The 19808-nt window shown below is 56.7% G+C and carries 21 protein-coding genes and 1 tRNA gene; 8 read left to right on the top strand and 14 right to left on the bottom strand.

Features of this window, described 5'->3' with window-relative positions:
* Positions 1–56: 56 nt before the first annotated feature.
* Entirely contained in the window at positions 57–659 is a 603-nt protein-coding gene (locus ACR0JW_RS01840) for an invasion associated locus B family protein (protein ID WP_170615011.1), read from the top strand.
* Positions 660–736: 77 nt separating this feature from the next.
* Here ACR0JW_RS01840 and ACR0JW_RS01835 read toward each other — a convergent pair whose 3' ends face one another.
* Genes ACR0JW_RS01835 through ACR0JW_RS01820 form a run of 4 tightly spaced genes read right to left on the bottom strand, consistent with a single transcriptional unit; the run spans position 737 to position 4976 of the window.
* Positions 737–1945, bottom strand: a complete 1209-nt coding sequence (locus tag ACR0JW_RS01835; protein WP_170615010.1) for a beta-ketoacyl-[acyl-carrier-protein] synthase family protein — start codon at positions 1943–1945, stop codon at positions 737–739.
* A gap of 9 nt (positions 1946–1954) precedes the next feature.
* Entirely contained in the window at positions 1955–2212 is a 258-nt protein-coding gene (locus tag ACR0JW_RS01830) for an acyl carrier protein (protein ID WP_170615009.1), read from the bottom strand.
* A gap of 32 nt (positions 2213–2244) precedes the next feature.
* On the bottom strand, positions 2245–3336 hold the full coding sequence (lpxD, locus tag ACR0JW_RS01825; protein WP_170677156.1) for a UDP-3-O-(3-hydroxymyristoyl)glucosamine N-acyltransferase: 1092 nt from the start codon (positions 3334–3336) through the stop codon (positions 2245–2247).
* A gap of 35 nt (positions 3337–3371) precedes the next feature.
* Positions 3372–4976 carry a L,D-transpeptidase scaffold domain-containing protein gene (locus tag ACR0JW_RS01820; protein WP_170824536.1) on the bottom strand — a complete coding sequence of 535 codons (1605 nt, stop codon included), beginning with the start codon at positions 4974–4976 and terminating at the stop codon, positions 3372–3374.
* 357 nt (positions 4977–5333) lie between these two features.
* Between ACR0JW_RS01820 and mepK the strand changes: the two genes are divergently transcribed.
* Complete coding sequence (mepK, locus tag ACR0JW_RS01815) at positions 5334–5903, top strand: peptidoglycan L,D-endopeptidase MepK (RefSeq protein WP_170677160.1); 570 nt, start codon at positions 5334–5336, stop codon at positions 5901–5903.
* A gap of 141 nt (positions 5904–6044) precedes the next feature.
* On the opposite strand, the gene ACR0JW_RS01810 is transcribed toward mepK, so the two are convergent.
* The 10 genes from ACR0JW_RS01810 to iscR all read right to left on the bottom strand — a co-directional run bounded on the left by ACR0JW_RS01810 (position 6045) and on the right by iscR (position 13858).
* Positions 6045–6121 (bottom strand) — tRNA-Arg (locus ACR0JW_RS01810).
* A 66-nt stretch (positions 6122–6187) separates the two neighbouring features.
* Positions 6188–7408 (bottom strand): cysteine desulfurase, encoded by a 1221-nt coding sequence (locus ACR0JW_RS01805; protein ID WP_170677178.1) that lies wholly within the window; start codon positions 7406–7408, stop codon positions 6188–6190.
* 11 nt (positions 7409–7419) lie between these two features.
* Positions 7420–7986 carry a Yip1 family protein gene (locus ACR0JW_RS01800; RefSeq protein ID WP_170677180.1) on the bottom strand — a complete coding sequence of 189 codons (567 nt, stop codon included), beginning with the start codon at positions 7984–7986 and terminating at the stop codon, positions 7420–7422.
* Positions 7983–8468: a YIP1 family protein gene (locus tag ACR0JW_RS01795; RefSeq protein ID WP_170677182.1), complete on the bottom strand. Its 486-nt coding sequence runs from the start codon at positions 8466–8468 to the stop codon at positions 7983–7985. Before ACR0JW_RS01795 ends, ACR0JW_RS01800 begins: the two co-directional genes overlap by 4 nt.
* Complete coding sequence (locus ACR0JW_RS01790) at positions 8468–9748, bottom strand: SufB/SufD family protein (RefSeq protein ID WP_480713529.1); 1281 nt, start codon at positions 9746–9748, stop codon at positions 8468–8470. Before ACR0JW_RS01790 ends, ACR0JW_RS01795 begins: the two co-directional genes overlap by 1 nt.
* On the bottom strand, positions 9748–10503 hold the full coding sequence (gene sufC, locus ACR0JW_RS01785; RefSeq protein WP_170824529.1) for a Fe-S cluster assembly ATPase SufC: 756 nt from the start codon (positions 10501–10503) through the stop codon (positions 9748–9750). The genes ACR0JW_RS01790 and sufC overlap by 1 nt, the downstream gene beginning before the upstream one ends.
* A 51-nt stretch (positions 10504–10554) precedes the next feature.
* Positions 10555–10758 (bottom strand): hypothetical protein, encoded by a 204-nt coding sequence (locus ACR0JW_RS01780; RefSeq protein WP_170677188.1) that lies wholly within the window; start codon positions 10756–10758, stop codon positions 10555–10557.
* Positions 10758–12278, bottom strand: a complete 1521-nt coding sequence (gene sufB, locus ACR0JW_RS01775; RefSeq protein WP_170677191.1) for a Fe-S cluster assembly protein SufB — start codon at positions 12276–12278, stop codon at positions 10758–10760. Before sufB ends, ACR0JW_RS01780 begins: the two co-directional genes overlap by 1 nt.
* Before the next feature lie 18 nt (positions 12279–12296).
* Complete coding sequence (locus ACR0JW_RS01770) at positions 12297–13340, bottom strand: cysteine desulfurase family protein (RefSeq protein WP_170677193.1); 1044 nt, start codon at positions 13338–13340, stop codon at positions 12297–12299.
* A gap of 59 nt (positions 13341–13399) precedes the next feature.
* Complete coding sequence (gene iscR / locus ACR0JW_RS01765) at positions 13400–13858, bottom strand: Fe-S cluster assembly transcriptional regulator IscR (RefSeq protein WP_170614997.1); 459 nt, start codon at positions 13856–13858, stop codon at positions 13400–13402.
* 177 nt (positions 13859–14035) lie between these two features.
* On the opposite strand from iscR, the gene ACR0JW_RS01760 reads away from it, so the two are divergent.
* From ACR0JW_RS01760 to ACR0JW_RS01735, 6 genes are all read left to right on the top strand, one after another.
* Entirely contained in the window at positions 14036–14689 is a 654-nt protein-coding gene (locus tag ACR0JW_RS01760) for an alpha/beta hydrolase (protein ID WP_170614996.1), read from the top strand.
* Positions 14689–14934: a hypothetical protein gene (locus tag ACR0JW_RS01755; RefSeq protein ID WP_170614995.1), complete on the top strand. Its 246-nt coding sequence runs from the start codon at positions 14689–14691 to the stop codon at positions 14932–14934. The genes ACR0JW_RS01760 and ACR0JW_RS01755 overlap by 1 nt, the downstream gene beginning before the upstream one ends.
* Positions 14931–16088, top strand: a complete 1158-nt coding sequence (locus ACR0JW_RS01750; protein WP_170677195.1) for an HD domain-containing protein — start codon at positions 14931–14933, stop codon at positions 16086–16088. Before ACR0JW_RS01755 ends, ACR0JW_RS01750 begins: the two co-directional genes overlap by 4 nt.
* A 385-nt stretch (positions 16089–16473) precedes the next feature.
* Positions 16474–16809, top strand: coding sequence for a DMT family transporter (locus tag ACR0JW_RS01745; protein ID WP_321252898.1), 336 nt, complete (start codon positions 16474–16476; stop codon positions 16807–16809).
* 76 nt (positions 16810–16885) lie between these two features.
* Positions 16886–18703 (top strand): translational GTPase TypA, encoded by a 1818-nt coding sequence (gene typA, locus ACR0JW_RS01740; protein ID WP_170614992.1) that lies wholly within the window; start codon positions 16886–16888, stop codon positions 18701–18703.
* A 475-nt stretch (positions 18704–19178) separates the two neighbouring features.
* Entirely contained in the window at positions 19179–19691 is a 513-nt protein-coding gene (locus tag ACR0JW_RS01735; RefSeq protein ID WP_480713528.1) for a hypothetical protein, read from the top strand.
* Positions 19692–19808 lie beyond the last annotated feature (117 nt).

The raw sequence follows: 19808 nt of genomic DNA, 5'->3' as shown, positions 1-19808 counted from the left end.
CCTGTTTCAACGGTGATAGACCGGGCAAAAAGCTCAATCACGCAACCGAGGCACTCATGATCAAGAACATCCTGTCTTTCAGCCTTGTTTCCGCGGCACTCTGGTGCAGCACCGCAGCCGCGCAGGAAACATCTCAGGACGACCAAACTCCGGCAGAGACACCGCAGACGGAAGCGGCTTCCGATCTCGACCTGGGCGAAACCGGTCCGCGCGTAGGTGAACAATACGTCAAAGAGCAAAGCGGCGACTGGGAAATCAGATGCCTCAAAACAGAAGCAGGTAAGGACCCCTGCTTGCTGCGGCAGACGCTGTCCGGGCAGGAAGGCCAGCCAATTGCGGAGATATCGGTCAACAAATTGCCCGAAGGTGTCGCAGCAGTTGCAGGCGCAACAGTCATTGTACCGCTCGAAATCATGTTGCAAGCGCAACTGGCTTTGTCGATCGATGGCGCTCCGGGCAAACGCTATGACTACCACCATTGCAACCCCATCGGCTGCGTGGCTCAGCTTGGGTTCACTCAAGGCGATGTCGATGCCATGAAGGCCGGCAGCACGGCCAAAATGTCTGTCGTCTCGGTTCTGGCACCCAACCAACTTCTTGAGATTGAGATTTCTCTGGCAGGGTTCACTGCAGGATTCGACAAGTTGGAAATCAACTGAACATCATCCGGACCAACAATCAAAGACGCCGCCGAATAACTTTCGGCGGCGTTTTTGGTTTGTAAGCTATTTTGGCTTCAGATCCGCTTCAATGCCAGGACTGCATTCAATCCGCCAAAGGCAAACGCGTTGCTGAGTGCAACGTCAACTTTTGCTTCGCGCGCAATATTTGGGACCACATCCAGCGCACATTCCGGATCAGGCTCCTCATAGCCGATTGTCGGGGCAACTATCCCGTCCCGCAAAGCCATGATGCAGGCCAGCAGTTCCACCGCTCCGGTCCCGCCGATCAGATGTCCATGCATGGACTTTGTGGACGAGATCATAAGATCATCCGCATGCGGTCCAAAAACGTCCGCGACCGCTGCACATTCAGTTTTGTCGTTGGCGGCGGTGCCGGTCCCATGGGCGTTAATGTAGCCCACTTCGCTCGCGTTCAGCTTTGCATCAGCCAGGGCCCCGGCCATCGCACGGGATGCCCCCTGTTTGCTGGGCATGACAATATCGGATGCATCAGACGACATTGCAAAACCCACAACCTCGCACAGGATGTCAGCGCCGCGCGCACGCGCATGCTCATATTCTTCAAACACGAACACGCCGGCGCCCTCGCCCTGGACCATACCGTTTCGATTGGCACTGAACGGTCGACATGCGTCCTTGGACATAACGCGCAGGCCTTCCCAGGCCTTTACGCCCCCGAAACACAACATGGATTCCGAACCGCCTGTGATCATCGTGGGCGCAGCCCCGCTGCGAACCATTTGGAAAGCCTGTGCCATAGCATGATTTGACGAGGCGCAGGCCGTTGAAACGGTAAAGCTCGGGCCTTTGAGGTTATGCTCCATTGACACATGGCTGGCGGCTGCGTTGTTCATCAACTTGGGAACAACAAAAGGATGAACACGGTTCTTGCCGTCTTCGTAGACCGACCGGTAATTGTCGTCCCATGTGGAAACACCGCCACCGGCCGTTCCCAGAACGACACCGGAACGCGCCGCAAGATCGCCGTGAAATTCGATCCCAGACTGATCGATGGCCTCTTTGGCAGCCGTCAATGTGAATTGGGTAAACCGATCATAGAGCGACATTTGCTGGCGATTGAACCGGCCTTCGGCCTCGAACCCCCTGACCTGCCCACCGATCTTGATAGCCAAACGATCGACATCGCGAAACTCAAGTTCAGAGATGCCGCAGCGGCCTTCGCGCATGGCCTCCAGCGTATCGGGAACGGAATGGCCCAGCGAGTTGATCGTGCCCGCCCCGGTAATGACAACGCGTTTCATGAGGCTCAGTCAGACCTTTTCCGACACAAGCTTTTCGATACCTGCAATGATGGCTGCAACATTCGAGATGTCGAAATCGCTGGCTGTCGGTTCGTTGGCATTGAACGGCACCGAGATGTCGAACTCTTCCTCGATGGCAAAGATGCTTTCAACCAGGCCCAGACTGTCGATACCCAGGTCCTCGAGCGTACTTTCGGGCGTCACATCCGAAGGCTCCAGCACGGCTTGCTCAGCAATGATGGAGATGACGCGGTCGGTGATGCTCATATCGGTCCTCTGATTATCACGGTGGTTGTGATTTAATCGCTCGAAGACTGTTTGAAAACAGCCTTTTTCAGCGCCTCTACGTCACGCGCCATGCGCGGCAAGCGGCGTTGGGCCTTGTAGATATCGGTATGAGATTCCATTTTTATGCCCGGATAACCCATAATTACCCGCCCGGCCGGAACATTGGACAGGATCTTGGTGCCCCCGCCGGCAATCACGCCATCCCCGATGAAAATGTTGTCCACGACGCCGGTCTGGCCACCCAGAACAACATGATTTCCGATCTCAACGGACCCCGAAACACCGGTCTGCCCGCATAACAGGCAGTCCTGCCCAACGCGCGTGTTGTGTCCCACGTGGACTAGGTTATCCAGCTTGGAACCCGATCCGATCACGGTGTTGCGTATGGTGCCGTTGTCAACGGTGCAGTTCGCGCCGACCTCAACATCATCGCCGATTTCCACCGCGCCCAGCGAATGGATCCTCAGCCAGTTCTGGGCCTTGGCATCCCCCGCATCTCCCATCGTTTTGCGAACGTTTTCCACGCCAGACACTTCCGGAGTGACAAAGCTGAACCCGTCGCTGCCAATGCGCGCACCCGGTTGCGCGACAAAGCGGTCACCGATCCTTGCACGTGCACCGATGCTGACCATTTCTCGCAGAACCGCAGATTCTCCCAGAACGGCGTCCATTCCGACAACACAATGCGCGCCGATAACTGAACCGGCCCCAATGCGAGCCCGCGCACCAATGACCGTAAGTGGGCCAATGGAAACGTTTTCGGCAATCTCTGCGGTCGAATCGATTACGGCCGAAGGGTGAATACCCGGAGCGACCCCCTGGCCTCGGTCCAGCATCGCCGTAATTCCTGCCATCGCCATCCGCGGGCGCGGCACAAAGATAGCGGCCTGCAAGCCCATCCCCTGCCAGTCCGCGCCTTCCCACACAACCGCCGCCTTTGCCGACCCGCCGGACAGTGCGTCGGCGTATTTGGGCGACATGGCCATGGCCAGATCATCTGCGCCTGCATCTCCGGGTTCGGCGGCACGATAGACGATCAGGCTGGTATCGCCCTGGCATTCGGCGTCCAGCGCTTCGGCGATTTGCTTGATTGTGAATTGCATAGAGGGCTTCCTTGTATCAGGACTTGCCCCAGTGATTACCCCTGAACGTCCGGCAGGACCACCCCTGCCTTTTGCAGAGCCTCCCAGATCTTGCGATCGCGGTCGTAGACATCCCGGCGGTACTGAACTTCACCCTTTGGACCGACATACGCCGTCCGATAGATGATGTGAACAGGAACCGACTGCGCGAGGTTTACCTTTGTTTCCTTGCCGGTATTCAGAACCCTGTGAAAAAAAGCCTTGGGGTCCTCTTCCTGCCGGGCCAGCAAGGCATAGGCGAACTCGAAGGGCTGCGCCAGGCGGATGCAGCCATGCGAGAAAGCGCGAACCTCGCGGGCAAACAGGTTTTTATGCGGCGTATCATGCAGATAGATGTTGTGCTTGTTTGGGAACATGAACTTCACCAGGCCCAACGCATTGCTTTTGCTGGGTGGTTGCCGCATCGCGAACGGAAAATCCCGTGCAGTGAATTGCGTAAAGTCCACGGCGCCACGATTGACCTGACGGCCACTTCGATCCGTGATCTGGATGTGACCGACCGCATTAGGGTTGGACTGAAGTTTTGGCAAATATTCCTTGGTGATGATCGAGCGTGGTACGTACCAGCTCGGGTTGATCACCATGTGTTCCATCATGTCCGAGAATTCGGGACTGCGCCGATCATGGGTGTTCTTGCCGATTACGGCCCGCGTCTCAAATGATACCTGACCTTCATCCACGATCTTCGCCGAGAAGTCCGCCTGATTCACCAAGATATGACGCGCGCCTCGTGAGTGTGGCAACCAACGCTCCCGCTCAAGCGCGACGTAGACAGCTTTGAGCCTGTCGCTGGCCGGACGGTTGATTTCGGTCAGGGTTCCATTTCCGGCAACGCCATCCGCTTCGAGCCCATGGGCAGTCTGAAACGCCCGCACGGCCCCCAGCATTGCGGCATCAAATTCCGGGCTGGCGGTTGGTCTCAGGTAACCCATAGCCACCAATCGGTCACGCAGCCGAATGACATTGGGTCCGGTATCACCGTATTCGAGTTTTGCAACCGGTACAGTCGGCCCCCAACCGCCCTGCTCAACCAGGTTTTCAAGAACCTTTTTCTGTTTCAGCAAAGACCGGTATTGCAGGGACTCTGGCACCAGCTGTTCTATGTACGTCGCCCCTGTGGCTGATGCGACACCTTGCAAATGTTCCTGCGGCGACCTGCGATCGACTTCGCGCACCAAACCATCGTCAATCTGTGAAGGGCTCAACACGCCCGAGTACATATCCGTAGCATAACGCAGGAAAACCCGGCTTAAATCCGCTTCGACAGCACCCAAGTCCCTCTGGGAACGGGCAGCGCGCATCTGGTCCAGAAGAGCCTGGACATCATAACGCGCATCCGGCAACCCGTGGAACGCGGCATTGGACAGGGCCTTAATCAAAGCGGCCCGGCGTTCAGCATGTTGTTCGGTCTGCCCGGCCCAGATCGGCGAAAACCCGTTTGTTTTGTAATATTCAGCCAGCGAAGACCCCGAATCCAACGACTCGGCAACCGCCATGCGGAAGGCGGTCGGTGGGTTTGTCTCGGAATCGGCAAAGGCCGCTGTTGCTGCGAAACAGGCGGTCGCGAGGATACTGGTACAGGTCCGGAAAACAGAAAACATGAGATGGCCTTGGTTATTCAATGCTTTGCGCCGATACATTCAGCACCGAGCCAGTATGATTGGCGGACCGCCCGATTGTCTATTCACAAATTCATCAAATCTGCGCTTCTAACATCTGCTGATGCGTGATTGCATCGCCTTGGAAAGTGATTTCCCTAACCTTCTGTAATTTATGCATCACTGCATCAGTTGCGCAAAAACCTGCCGATATTTCCCCCTTGAATTGGTGTATCCGAAAGATTTCTTGGCGGACGAATCCGTCTGTGTCATAACTTCCGCATCTGGGATGGGAAAAAAATTAATACGGCGCACGTAACATCGTGTGCAGGCAGGAACTAGTACGGGACGAAAAACGAAATGACCAAGAGCAGTGCTTCGGGCTTGACCCGGCGTGCCCTATTGGGTGCGTTCGCGGCCACAGCGGTAGTAGCCGCACCGACCTATTCCAATGCAGCAGGTTTCCTTCGCGGCGGCGGTGATATTCGCCGCATTCGCATGTATTCCGGGCGCACCGGTGAACGCATTGACATGATTTACTGGGTTGACGGCAATTACATCAAAGACGCCATCAAGGAAGTGAACCACTTCATGCGCGACTGGCGTACCGATCAGTCCAAATCCATGGACCTGCGCACCATTGACATCATGGCAGCATCTCACAACCTGCTGGATGTCAACGAACCCTATATGCTGTTGTCCGGCTACCGGTCCCCTCAGACTAACGCGATGCTGCGATCGAAATCCCGCCGCGTTGCCAAGAATTCCCTGCACATGAAGGGCCAAGCCGCTGACTTGCGGTTGTCTTCACGCTCGGTTTCGCAAATGGCCAAAGCCGCCATTTCCTGCCGCGCGGGGGGCGTCGGTAAATACCACCGCTCGAATTTTGTCCACATGGACTGCGGCGAAGTCCGCAGCTGGGGCGGCTAACCACTGTGTACCATTTCGAAGTGATGAGCGCCTTTGGGCGCTCTTTTTTTTTGAAGGCACGAACACGTTGGGAATTCGGACAAAGCATTAGCTGCGGAAATGCTATACGCCCATGAGCCCGGTACATCTAATTTAGTGAGGTGGCGCACCTGAGAGGATTCGAACCTCTGGCCTCTGCCTTCGGAGGGCAGCGCTCTATCCAGCTGAGCTACAGGTGCCTTGGCCGTTAGCTAACCTTGTTCCGTTCCGGGTGCAACTGCAAATCTGTTGCCCGTCATCAGGATTTACGCGAACAGATCGTGGGCCAGTTCCAGTGCATCGATCAGTGTGTCGACCTCGTCAGTGGTATTGTAAAGCCCGAAGCTGGCGCGGCATGTGGCCGTTACCCCCAGATGATCCATCAACGGACCGGCGCAGTGATGACCGGCGCGAACGGCGACGCCTTTTTTGTCCAGAATGGTCGAAACATCATGCGCGTGCCCTGCCCCGTCCAGTGTAAAGCTGAAAATTGCGGCCTTGTCCGGGCGTGTGCCCTGCACTTGCACCCAGTTCAGGCCGGTCAGACGCTGCATGGCATAGTCCCGCAAGGCGGATTCGTGGGCGGCAATGTTCTCCATCCCCAGATCCATCATGTAATCCAACGCCACACCCAGTCCGATTGTCTGAACGATCCCGGGTGTACCGGCCTCGAACTTCATCGGCGGATCGTTATAGATCACCTGATCTTTGCTGACCTCTTTGATCATGTCGCCGCCGCCGATAAACGGGCGCATTTCGGCCATGCGGTCGGACTTGATGTAGATCGCACCCGAACCAGAAGGACCGTACAGCTTGTGCCCCGTAATGGCGTAAAAGTCACAACCGATATCCTGAACGTTGACAGGCATGTGCACGGCACCCTGACTGCCATCCACCAGAACAGGCACACCTTTTGCGTGGGCTCCTTTTGTGATCGCCTTCACGTCAACGACCGTTCCCAGCACGTTCGAGCATTGCGTCACAGCAACAAGCTTTGTGCGCGGTGTGATGGCATCAATCACGGCCTGCGGGTCCAGTCCGCCGTCCGGGCCCACATCGACCCACTTCAAGACCACGCCCTGACGTTCGCGCAGGAAATGCCAGGGAACGATATTGGCGTGATGCTCCATGACACTCAGAACGATTTCATCCCCGGCTTTCAGGAGCGGCATGGCCCAGCCATAGGCGACAAGGTTGATGCCTTCGGTCGTGCCCGAATTCAGGACAATCTCATTCTCGTTCGCCACCCCCAGAAACCGGGCAACCGTGCCGCGGACGGCCTCATACTTTTCCGTTGCAAGGTTGGACAGATAGTGCAGACCGCGATGCACGTTCGAGTATTCCTCGGCATAGGCGCGGGTAACTGCATCAATCACCACCTGCGGCTTCTGCGCCGAGGCGCCATTGTCCAGATAAGTCAGGGGTTTCCCATTCACCTCTCGCGACAGGATGGGAAAATCAGAGCGGATTCTCTGAACATCATACATGGTCATATTCCCTATACGGGCCCACTTGGGGTCAGGAGGAGGACAAAAGGTATCGCAATCAGCGCGGCCAGCAAGATCAGGCCAAACGCCTTTCCCAAGGATGCGAACTGATGCGCCTCGTTCAGGAAATGCAGGGTGATATAAAAGCTGACCAACGCCGTTGCCAGCAACATCGGAACCATCAGAAACGGCAGTGTCACTGCAATGACCAGCGTAGCCAGCAAGGCAAGTATCTGGAGGAACTGCAGCCAGATCATCAGAACCATGATGTCTTCAAACGTGGCGCGTCCGCCCAGAAGTCGTCCGACAAACAGAAAGGACGCGACGCTCAGCAGCATTGCACCCGCTGACGTAACCAGGTTCATGAGGGCCGGACCGGGTGCCTGCGCCACATCCGGGCCAGACAGCCACACAAAGTAGTCAAGGCCGAACTGCACAATGGAGTTGAGCACGACAGCCAGAAAAAACGCCAGCCACAGGATCTCGCGCCCTGGGCGTAGTTTGATCAAGCGTCGGGCTGCCTCGGCCGGGCTGACCAAAGTCATCACTGCGAGGTTCCCCAGAAAACTCAGGTTCATGTCTCAGGCCTCTGTGCTTGTCTGAGGCCTGACAACCAGAACCAGACAAAGACTGCAACCCAAAGTAGCCCAACTATGGACAAGGTCGGCCCCGGACCGATAAATCCGGCCACCAATCCGTTCAAAAGAACCAGCGGCGCGGACGACAGCAAAGCCCAGAACAAAGCCAACCGCGCGCCGTAGGCGGAACCGTTCCCACCCATAAGCCGTGCCGCCCAATGAGACACAAGGGCCACAAAATACAGAAGCAATGGCAGGATGATAACCGACCCCAACAAGGCGCCGCCCAGCAGCATGTTCAGCTCGACACCTTCCAGGTGCGCGCGCCGGGCCATTCCAGGCATCTGCGCGACAAAGGCGATTGTGCAGAAGGCCATGACAAAAGCCAGCGCCCGGTCTTCACGTGGCCCCATATCCAGAAGCCGGCGCATGACACGCCCCGGCCCCCTGTACGTGGCCACGATATCCGTCGTCACAGGCATCAGCTGCGACGCGCCAGCCAGCCTTCCAGACGGGTCACAATGGCTTGGGCAAGCACCTCGTTTTCAATCTCGTCCACCGCTTCGGCCAGGAATGCCAGTGTCAGCATATTGGTGGCGTCTTTGAGCGATACCCCACGCGAACGCAGGTAAAACAAGGCCGTTTCGTCAATCGCACCCGATGTGGACCCGTGCGAACAGGCCACATCATCGGCGTAGATTTCCAGTTCGGGCTTGGCCAGAAACTGGCTGTCATCATCCAGCAACAAGGACTGGCTGATTTGATAGCCGTCAGTTTTCTGGGCCCCCGCTTTCACAAGGATTTTGCCCTGGAACACGCCTGTTGCGCCATTCCGCAGGACTTTCTTGAAGACCTGGCGGCTTTCACAATTTACCGCGTCGTGGGTCACGAACACCGTGTCGTCGTGATGGAAATTACCATCTCCGACGCAGGCCCCCGCCACATGAGCAACTGCGTCATCGCCCGTCAGCTCGACCACTTGCTCGTTTCGCGTCAGAACACCGTTCACCGTCAGAGTAAAGGATTTGTAAACCGACTCGTGACCCAAACGCGTGAACATATGCGTGGCTGCGCGGCGCTCATGATCCCGACCCTGCGCGCGCACGTGATGCAGCGTGCCGCCGTCGGCAATGTCGATCTCCATGCATTTGTTAAACCGTGAAGCTGCCGGACCGTTTTCCAGAATGGTCACCTCGGCTCCGCTTTCGACGCGCACGATGTGATGCAACATGGCGTCCGAGGTTTCAGAGGCATGCTGATAGATCAGGCTGATTGGCTTGCTGGGCGTGCCAGTCACGTGAATCGCAACACCATCGGCCGCAAAGGCCGTATTCAGCGCCGCCAGAGGTCGCTGAACCGGGGTCTGCCCGCGCGCTTCAAGAACGCCGTACAACTCCTTGGCCCAATGGATATCTTTGCAGCAGATGTCTCCGATCCGATCGATCGTCACACCTTCAAGTGTCAGGTCATCGGAATCTTCAGGGCTGAACACGCCGTCGATGAACACGATTTTCAAACGGTCGAGATCATGGAACAGCAACGGCTCGTCGGACTGGAACAGAGCGGCCTGAGGGGCCTCGGGCGAAATCAGCGTGTCCGGGCGCGTGTATTTCCAGTACTCATCGCGCCGTCCCGGCAGGCCCATTTCCAGAACTCGCGCCAGCGCATCTTCGCGGGCGGCACGCGTGCATCCGGCGTCGGGCATGACCAGACTGGCCAGCCGCGCCTCGGTCGCGGTTTGTTTAACTTCGGGCAGCCCCATCAGTTCACCTCGGCCAGAATGTCGGCATAGCCGTTGTTTTCAACTTCCAGCGCCAGTTCCGGGCCGCCGGTTTTGACGATCCGACCGTCTGCCATGATGTGCACGACGTCGGGTTTGATATGGTCCAGCAGACGCTGATAGTGCGTAATCACCAGGAAGCCACGCCCTTCGTCGCGCAGAGCGTTCACACCTTCGGCCACCAGTTTCATCGCATCCACGTCCAGACCCGAGTCCGTTTCGTCCAGGATACACATCTTGGGTTCCAGCATCGCCATCTGCAGGATTTCGTTCCGCTTCTTCTCACCACCCGAGAAGCCGACGTTCACAGGGCGCTTGAGCATATCCGCGTCGATCTTCAGCGATTTCGCCTTGGCGCGTACTTCTTTCAGGAAGTCGGCGGCCGAAAGCTCCTCTTCACCGCGCGCCTTGCGCTGAGCGTTTACGGCAGTGCGCAGGAACGTCATGTTGCCGACGCCGGGGATTTCGACTGGGTACTGGAACGCCAGAAAGATACCCGCAGCGGCACGCTCTTCCGGTTCCATTTCCAAAAGATCCTCGCCGTCCAGGATGGCCGATCCTTCGGTCACTTCGTAACCATCACGGCCCGACAGCACATAGCTGAGTGTCGACTTGCCCGAGCCGTTCGGACCCATAATCGCGTGCACTTTACCTGCCTCGACAGTCAGGTCGACGCCTTTGAGGATTTGCTTCTCCTCTTCCTCAAGTTTCACGTGCAGGTTCTTGATTTCCAGCATTTTTTGTCCTTTTGCGTACCGCAAGGGGCATCCGATAGCCCCAGTCAATGTCTATCCCAGCATCCGGCGCATGAGGCGTACAGCAACCCATCCCAGGATCGCTCCTCCACCGACTGCCCAAACCGGGTTGATGAAGTCCATGTGATTGATGTTGACATAGGCAACACCCAGCAATCCGCCCAAAACCGGGAGTGCGTAACCCAACAGGGTCAACACGTCATCCTTTCGGATGGACTTGCCAGGCTTACGAGCCATCAGCCAACCGAGCCTTCGAGAGAAATGGCAACCAGCTGCTGCGCTTCCATCGCGAATTCCATCGGCAGCGCCTGAAGCACGTCCTTGCAGAATCCGTTGACGACCAGCGCCACGGCCTCTTCCTCGTCCATACCGCGCTGGCGGCAGTAGAACAGCTGGTCGTCGTCCACCTTGGACGTCGTCGCTTCGTGCTCAACCCGGCTCGAGTTGTTCTTGACCTCGATATACGGCACCGTGTGGGCCCCGCATTTGTCGCCGATCAGCAAACTGTCGCACTGGGTATAGTTGCGGCTGTCCTTGGCTTTGGGGTGCATCGATACCAGCCCGCGATAAGTGTTCTGAGCCTTACCCGCGCTGATCCCCTTGGACACAATCCGCGACTTGGTGTTCTTGCCCAGATGAACCATCTTCGTACCGGTATCGGCCTGCTGGTAATTGTTGGTGATGGCGATCGAGTAGAACTCGCCCTGACTGTCATCACCGCGCAGGATGCAGGACGGATACTTCCAGGTCACGGCAGAACCGGTCTCGACCTGCGTCCACATCACCTTGGACCTGTCGCCCCGGCAATCAGCACGCTTGGTCACGAAGTTGTAAATGCCGCCCTTGCCGTTCTCGTCCCCGGGGAACCAGTTCTGAACGGTCGAGTATTTCACCTCGGCATCTTCTTCGACGATGATTTCGACCACGGCTGCGTGCAGCTGCGCGGTGTCGCGCTGCGGCGCAGTGCAGCCTTCCAGGTAGGACACATACGAGCCCTTGTCGGCGATGATCAGGGTCCGCTCGAACTGTCCGGTGTTTTCCGCGTTGATGCGGAAGTAGGTGCTCAGCTCCATCGGGCAGCGCACGCCCGGGGGGATATATACGAACGATCCATCCGAGAACACGGCAGAGTTCAAAGTGGCGTAAAAGTTGTCGGATACCGGAACCACGGTGCCGAGATATTTTTTGACAAGTTCGGGATGCTCTTTGATCGCCTCTGAAATCGAACAGAAGATCACACCGGCCTTTTTCAGTTCTGCCTGAAAGGTCGTGCCGACAGAAACCGAGTCAAAAACAGCGTCCACCGCGACTTTGCGGTCCTCTGCAGGGGCGTCTTCCGCCCCTTCAACGCCAGCCAGAATCATCTGTTCTTTCAGTGGGATACCCAGCTTTTCGTATGTGGCCAGCAGCTTAGGGTCGACGTCATCCAGCGACTTGGGCTTCTCCTCCATCGACTTGGGGCGGGCATAGTAATACTGATCCTGAAAGTCGATCTCGGGATAATTGACCATGGCCCAGGTCGGTTCGTCCATCTGGGTCCAGCGGTCAAACGCGGCCAGGCGCCATTCGGTCATCCATTCCGGCTCTTCATTCTTTTCTGAGATCAGACGGACGATATCCGGGTTCACGCCCTTGGGCGCGTATTCCATTTCGATTTCGGTTTCCCAGCCGTACTTGTAGGTTCCGACCTCACGCACCGCATCCACGGTTTCCTGATCAACACCTTCTTTTACCTGGGTCTGGTCCAAAGCGGCCATATGACACCCTCCGTCAGATCACGCGGCACGCGCGCGATGCTTTTTCTCTTTTTCAAGCCACGTTTCGGCGAAACGCAGCACATCTTCTTCACTCGTCCGAGGACCCAGCGACACGCGGATCGCGCTGGCGGCCGTCACCTCGTCATATCCCATGGCGGTCAATACGGTGCTGGCCCGAACCTTTCCGCTTGAACAGGCCGAACCCGCGCTGACCGCAAATCCTGACAGATCCATCTGCATGACTTGCGTTTCGCCCTTCCAACCGGGCGACGCGAAACACAATGTGTTTGGAAGGCGCTCATGACCTTTTCCGACAAAAATAGTCGATTTGGAGCCGGCCTCAAGAGCGTTTTCTAGAATATTTCTAAATTCTGCGATTTCATCCCAAACGCCGTTGGCCAGATCCCGCGCGGTTGCTTCAGCTGCAGCCCCGAACCCTGCAATTCCTATGACATTTTCTGTCCCGGATCGACGCCCCATTTCCTGCCCGCCGCCCTTGATCTGGGCCGGCAGATCCGTTCCGCGTTTCATCACAACCGCACCAACCCCTTTGGGCCCACCCATCTTATGGGCTGAGATCAGGGCCATCTGCACATTCAGCCAGTTGAACGCCACGGGAAGTTTGCCAAAAGCTTGCGTGGCATCCGTTACGGCCAGCCCTGCGGGCAAGGATTGCACGACACCGGTTTCAGAATTGGCCAGCTGAAGACACGAATTCTCGGGTGCAAGTACTTTAACTTCACCCGAAGGAAGAACCGGTAAATCTTCAACGATCCAAGATCTTACGGCATCATGTTCAACTGCTGATCCGTGCAGTCCGCGCCCCGACAACGCCAAAGCAGCGCCTTCTGTGGAGCCAGAAGTAAACACGATGTCGGCCCCATCAGCCCCAAATGCGGCTGCCACCTGAGCGCGTGCGCGTTCAACAAGCGCCTTAGCGGCACGTCCTTCCGCGTGGACAGATGACGGGTTTCCGCAGACATCCATCGCCGCGATCATCGCGTCGCGCGCCTCGGGCCGCAACGGCGTGGTAGCGTTATGGTCCAGATAAATGCGATTCATAGATGCATCTTTTCAAAGTTAGAAGCACAAGCCGTTTTGCCGCCCGAGATACTCATTTTTTATTCGTCCACAACCGCAAATAGACTGGGAACCGCCGGGCACGGTGCCAGATCGTTCTTGATGACATCCGAGAGACGCGTCTGATGCAGAAACACATAGACATTCGCGCTGAGGCTTTCCCACAGACGGTTGGTCAGGGATTGGGCCCGGCTTCCCGAAGAAGCCCCCGAAGCGCCCGCGCCCTTTTGCAGAGCATCCAGGGACTCATCCACTGCGGCCAGAATTTCGACAACGCGGATTTCTGACGCAGGGCGTGCCAGTCGGTATCCGCCCCCCGGTCCACGAACCGAAGCCACCAGTTCTGCGCGCCGGAGTTTGACGAATAACTGTTCAAGATACGGCAGGGAAATGTCTTGCCGTTCAGAGATTTCACCCAGAGTCACAAGCCCGTCTGTCGGCTGCAAAGCGATATCAGCCAGAGCAACCATTGCGTAGCGGCCTTTGGTCGACAGCTTCATTCACTTTCCTTCGTGGCAAGTTCAGTGCGAAATCATTGACGCCGCCGCTACCAATGCGTATCTCCGTCAGGCAGCGTCATACGCAATGCAACGTAATTAGAACCGTTCTAAGGTGTCCGACGATAACCGTCAAGTATTTCCGGCCGCCAGTAGTACAAAGACAGGACTAAAGCACATATGCCCGAGGTGATCTTTCCCGGACCAGAAGGCCGCCTGGAAGGCCGCTACCACCCGCAAAAGGAAAAAGACGCACCGATCGCTATCGTGTTGCACCCGCATCCTCAATTTGGCGGGACCATGAACAACAAGGTGGTCTACAATCTGCATTACGCGTTCTATAACATGGGCTTCACCGTGTTGCGGTTCAATTTCCGCGGCGTCGGCCGCAGCCAGGGTGAATACGATCAGGGCGTGGGTGAACTGAGCGATGCGGCATCCGCGCTGGATTACCTGCAATCGATGAACAACAACTCCAAGCATTGCTGGGTTGCTGGGTTTTCATTCGGCGCATGGATCGGAATGCAACTGCTGATGCGTCGCCCGGAAATCACCGGTTTCATCAGCGTGTCGCCCCCGGCAAACATGTATGACTTTTCATTCCTGGCGCCCTGCCCGTCTTCGGGCCTGATCATCAACGGCACCTCGGACAGGGTCGCGCCGCCGGCCGATACCACTTCGCTTGTCAGCAAGTTGCACGAACAAAAAGGTATCACCATCACGCATACCGAGGTGGAAGGCGCAGACCACTTCTTCCAGGACCGCCATATGGATACGCTGATCGACACCACAACCGACTATGTAAAGCGCCGCCTGACCGAGAACACCCGCTGATGTCGGACACCATCGGCACTCTGGCGGCAAGGCTGGCCGAAGATACGTTGAAGGTTATGGATGAAACCGGCAATGACCGGTTCTTTGTGGAAGTTGGCGAGGTTCTTGCGGCGGCTTCCCAATCATTGGAAGAGGCGTTCCTGACCGAAATCCGGGTCCGCATGGCCGAGCGAAAGGCGCGACAATTCCTGGTCAAACACCTGTCCGCACATCGCTCGAAACTCAAGGCTATTGAAAAACAATGACTGACAGACTGTCCGCACAGATCGCGTTTCTGAAACAAGCGGACAGGCTGAAATCAGTTGATCGGGCAAATACACTGCTGGATCAGTCCCGGCAGGAAAACTCAGCGGAACACAGCTGGCATCTGGCGGTGTGGGCTTTGGTGATGGCGCCCTTGGCTGAGGATGATGTCGATATTGATCGCGTCATCCGAATGCTTCTGCTGCACGATCTGGTCGAAATCATCGTTGGCGATCATCCGATCCATCTGGCGACAGATTGGTCAGCGGTGGAGCAGGCAGAACGGGCTGCCGCCGAAACGCTTTTTGGCTTGCTGCCGTTCGATCAGGCCTCGGAGTTCCTGTCCCTTTGGGCGGAGTTCGAGGCCGATGCGACACCTGATGCCCGTTTTGCCAAAATCCTTGATCGGTGCCAGCCGATGTTTCAAGTGCTCTGCGCACCAAACCCTGATCCCGAACACCTGACCGTTGTGCAGGACAATCTGGATGGCGGCCGCGCTGCCTATCTCGAAACCGCATTTCCTTTTGCGTTCCGACGATCCCGGGCCATGCTGGATGGCACAGATCTGGAAGAAACCGATCCTTTCTGGGACCGACTACCATTTCTCACCGAAACGGATCAGTTGAAAACTGTCTACCGCGCGTCGCGTCTTTTGTATGATCCGAGGTTCGAAAACTCGGCCGAGCATTCCTGGCACATCATGCTCTACGCGTGGGTCCTTTCGGAATACTCGGATCCATCTGTGTCAATCGATCGGGTTCTGCGCATGTTGTTGCTGCATGACATCGTCGAAATCGACGCCGGTGATCACCCAATCCACGGACAGGTCGATCACGCCGCGCAGGCCGCTGAGGAAGAAGCCGCAGCCGAACGTCTGTTCGGACTTTTGCCAGCAACACAACGGGATACGTTCCAGTCATTGTGGCGAGAATTTGAAGCGGCGCAAAGCCCGGACGCCCAGTTCGCAAAGGCGGTTGACCGGTTTCAGGCACCGGTTGGAAATCTGGAAACCCAAGGCGGCACCTGGGCCGACTACAACGTCACTTTTGGACAAATTGAAAAGCGGGTGGGCGTTCCCATTCAACGCGGGGCTCCGCGGCTTTGGGGCTGGCTCAGACCCAGAATTGCCGAGTTTTTCGAAGTTACGGCCGGATAAGCGTGCATTAAAAAGAAAAAGGGGCAGAAGCCCCTTTTTCTGGCGTTTCGCGGACACTTAAACCTGTGTACCCTTTACCCGTTCAACAACCTGGGCTGCATCATTGTCGACGGACCCCCCGTCTGCAAGCCACCCTAGCGCCGCTACCAACACCGATAAAATAATGACGGTTCTTGCAAAATTCGTCATGACAAACTCTTCAAACTACTAAACTTAATACAAAAGCTGACATATCACATTCAGACTTCTGCAAATAGTCTGGTAATCCTGACCTTTGGTCACCTTCCGACGCTTACTGTCGTTGCCTCGCATGACAGAAAATTCTTGCCGTTTGACAGGTTTTTATGCTCAAGCACACCTGAACATTCGTTGTGAGAGTTTTCCATTGCCCAAAGCCTATCTCTTCCTTCTTGTAGCCGTTTTGTCCGAGACGATCGGAACCACAGCATTGCAGGCCAGCCAGCAGTTTACACGCTTCTGGCCGTCGGTTCTGGTTGTTGTGGGCTATGGGTTCGCCTTTTACTTCATGGCACTGACACTGAAATTCATGCCGGTTGGCGTCGTTTACGCAATCTGGTCTGGGCTTGGAATATTTTTGATCGCCATCATTGGCTTCGTGGTGTTCGGCCAAAGGCTGGACTGGCCAGCCGTGATCGGATTGACCTTTATTCTATCCGGAATCCTGATCATTCATCTGTTTTCCAAGACCGCAGGCCACTGAACGCGCGTTAGGGCTGGTATATTTTGTCGCGCCGCGTTATGCGCGCGACAACTTCCAGTTCAAAGGCTGACCTCTCATGGACCTGCGCAATATCGCAATCATCGCTCACGTTGACCACGGCAAGACGACCCTGGTGGATGAGCTGCTCAAACAATCCGGTGCTTTCCGGGAAAACCAGGCCGTAGCCGAACGCGCCATGGACAGCAACGATCTGGAACGCGAACGTGGCATCACCATTCTGGCCAAAGCAACCTCGGTCGAATGGAAAGGTACGCGCATCAACATCGTCGACACCCCCGGCCACGCCGATTTCGGTGGCGAGGTTGAGCGTATCCTCAGCATGGTGGATGGCGTTGTCCTGCTGGTTGACGCTGCCGAAGGACCCATGCCGCAGACCAAGTTCGTGACTTCCAAGGCGCTGGCGCTGGGACTGCGTCCCATTGTGGTTCTGAACAAGGTTGATAAGCCGGATGCAGAACCCGACCGGGCTCTGGATGAATGCTTCGACCTGTTTGCCAACCTTGGCGCCGACGATGACCAGCTGGATTTCCCGGCCATGTATGCCTCGGGCCGTTCGGGCTGGGCCGACATGGAACTGGACGGGCCGCGCAAGGACCTGACCGCCCTGTTCGACCTAATTGTCGATCACGTCCCTGCCCCAAAGCAGGCAGAGAAGAAAAACGAGCCCTTCCGCATGCTCGCCACCACATTGGGCAGCGACCCCTTCATCGGCCGCATCCTGACCGGTCGCGTGGAAAGTGGCACGCTGAAGGCAGGCGACAGCCTCAAGGCGCTCAGCCGGGACGGTAAATTGATCGAGAACTTCCGCGCGTCCAAAATTCTCGCCTTCCGCGGCCTGAGCCAGCAGCCGATCGATGTGGCCGAAGCCGGCGACATTGTCACCATCGCGGGCATGAGCAAGGCCACGGTGGCGGACTCGCTGGTGTCGCCTCAGGTTGACGAGGCCCTGCCCGCACAACCGATCGACCCGCCGACCATCACCGTGACCTTTGGGATCAACGATTCTCCGCTTGCCGGACGCGACGGGAAAAAGGTCCAGTCTCGGGTGATCCGCGACCGTCTCATGAAAGAAGCCGAGTCCAACGTTGCCATTCGCGTCACCGACACGCCCGGCGGCGAAGCTTTCGAGGTCGCAGGCCGCGGCGAATTGCAGATGGGCGTTCTGATTGAGAACATGCGACGTGAAGGGTTCGAACTCAGCATCTCGCGCCCGCAGGTTCTTTTCCGCGAGGAAAACGGACAACGGCTGGAGCCGGTTGAAGAAGTCACCATCGATGTGGATGACGAATATTCCGGAGCCGTAATCGAAAAGGTAACAGGTGCACGTAAAGGTGAACTGGTCGAGATGCGCCCTGCCGGTGCAGGCAAAACCCGCATCATTGCTCATGTCCCCTCTCGTGGTCTCATCGGGTATCATGGCGAATTCCTGACCGACACGCGTGGAACCGGCGTTTTGAACCGCGTCTTCCATGGTTGGGCGGCACACAAAGGCCCTATCCCGGGCCGGCGCGCCGGTGTTCTGATCTCGATGGAAAACGGCCAGGCAGTCGCCTATGCGCTGTGGAACCTCGAAGAGCGTGGCCGCATGTTCGTTGCTCCTCAGACCGACGTGTATCAGGGCATGGTGATCGGTGAGCATTCGCGCGATAACGATCTGGAAGTGAACCCTCTGAAAGGCAAGAAGCTGACCAACGTGCGCGCCAGCGGTTCGGACGACGCCGTGCGTCTGACGCCGCATGTACAGTTTTCTCTGGAAGAGGCGATTGCCTATATCGACGATGACGAACTGGTCGAAGTCACCCCCAACGCGGTCCGCCTGCGTAAGCGTTTTCTGGACCCGCATGAGCGTAAACGTATGGCAAAATCAGCCTGATCAACTGCAGGCTGCACATGTCCGACACGGAAACAATGGCGATTGTGTGGCATTTTTGCTTCCAACAAAGATTAAAACTAAAAAGCGGAAACCTGGGCAAATTGCCCGGTTTCCTTTGAAAAAAATAACGCCTCTCCCTTAAATTGTATTAATTCGCAATCACTCACCCAAACTACATCTTGTGGTTTGGTCTTTATCAAGGTGTATTTGCGTCAATTGTGTGATGCTCTTCATACACGCCTTGAATGAGTCGGTGCATATGATCGGCATGGTTGAGTAAAAAGTACCAAGGAGTACAACATGGGAACCCTGTCCCGCAACTTTCCGATTTACCTCGTGGCGACTGCTTTCTTAGTCGTTTCGGCTGACGAGTCTTTCGCTGCCGGTGTGTGCGACGTAAAAACTGCGCGCCAGTCCGGCGCATCATCTCAAGTCTTGTGCGAATGTGATGCGGTTACGAGTAGAATGATACGTTATGTCCAACGTCGCGCCGATTTCGACAAGATCCTGGCACGACTTGGCGCTGAGTGTGCGCCTCTGGCTGCACTGCTTACGGATTTTCCAACAGCGTCTACCGGAACCTCAAATCAAAGATCCGGGGACGGTCACCCAGATGAGAACCGCGATACCGGTACTCCCGGCGGAGAAAACTCGGGCGGCGGAGTTGAAGCGACCGGTCCAAGTGGTGGTCCAGAAACCACAGGAGGAGGAACTCCCGGTGGTGAACAGCCCGGTGGTGAGCAGCCGGGTGGTGAACAGCCCGGCGGTGAGCAGCCAGGTGGTGAACAACCCGGTGGTGAACAGCCAGGTGGTGAACAACCCGGTGGTGAACAGCCAGGTGGTGAACAACCCGGTGGTGAACAGCCCGGTGGCGAGCAGCCCGGTGGTGAAGAGCCAGGTGGTGAAGAGCCGGGTGGTGAAGAACCAGGCGGTGAAGAAGAGCCAACTTGAGGAACCACGGAAGTTACGGCCAGACGTCCGGGTTTGATCCTAGATAGCGCAGTTAGCAGCGCACACGTAGCTCTTCGTGTTTTGAAACCTACCTGAAAAACATGGGTGCAAAGAATTTGCACCCATGCAACGTTTCTCACAACTCAAATACGAT

It is taken from the genome of Ruegeria sp. BG6 (assembly GCF_056538465.1).
This window is presented reverse-complemented; position numbering and strand designations above follow the sequence as displayed.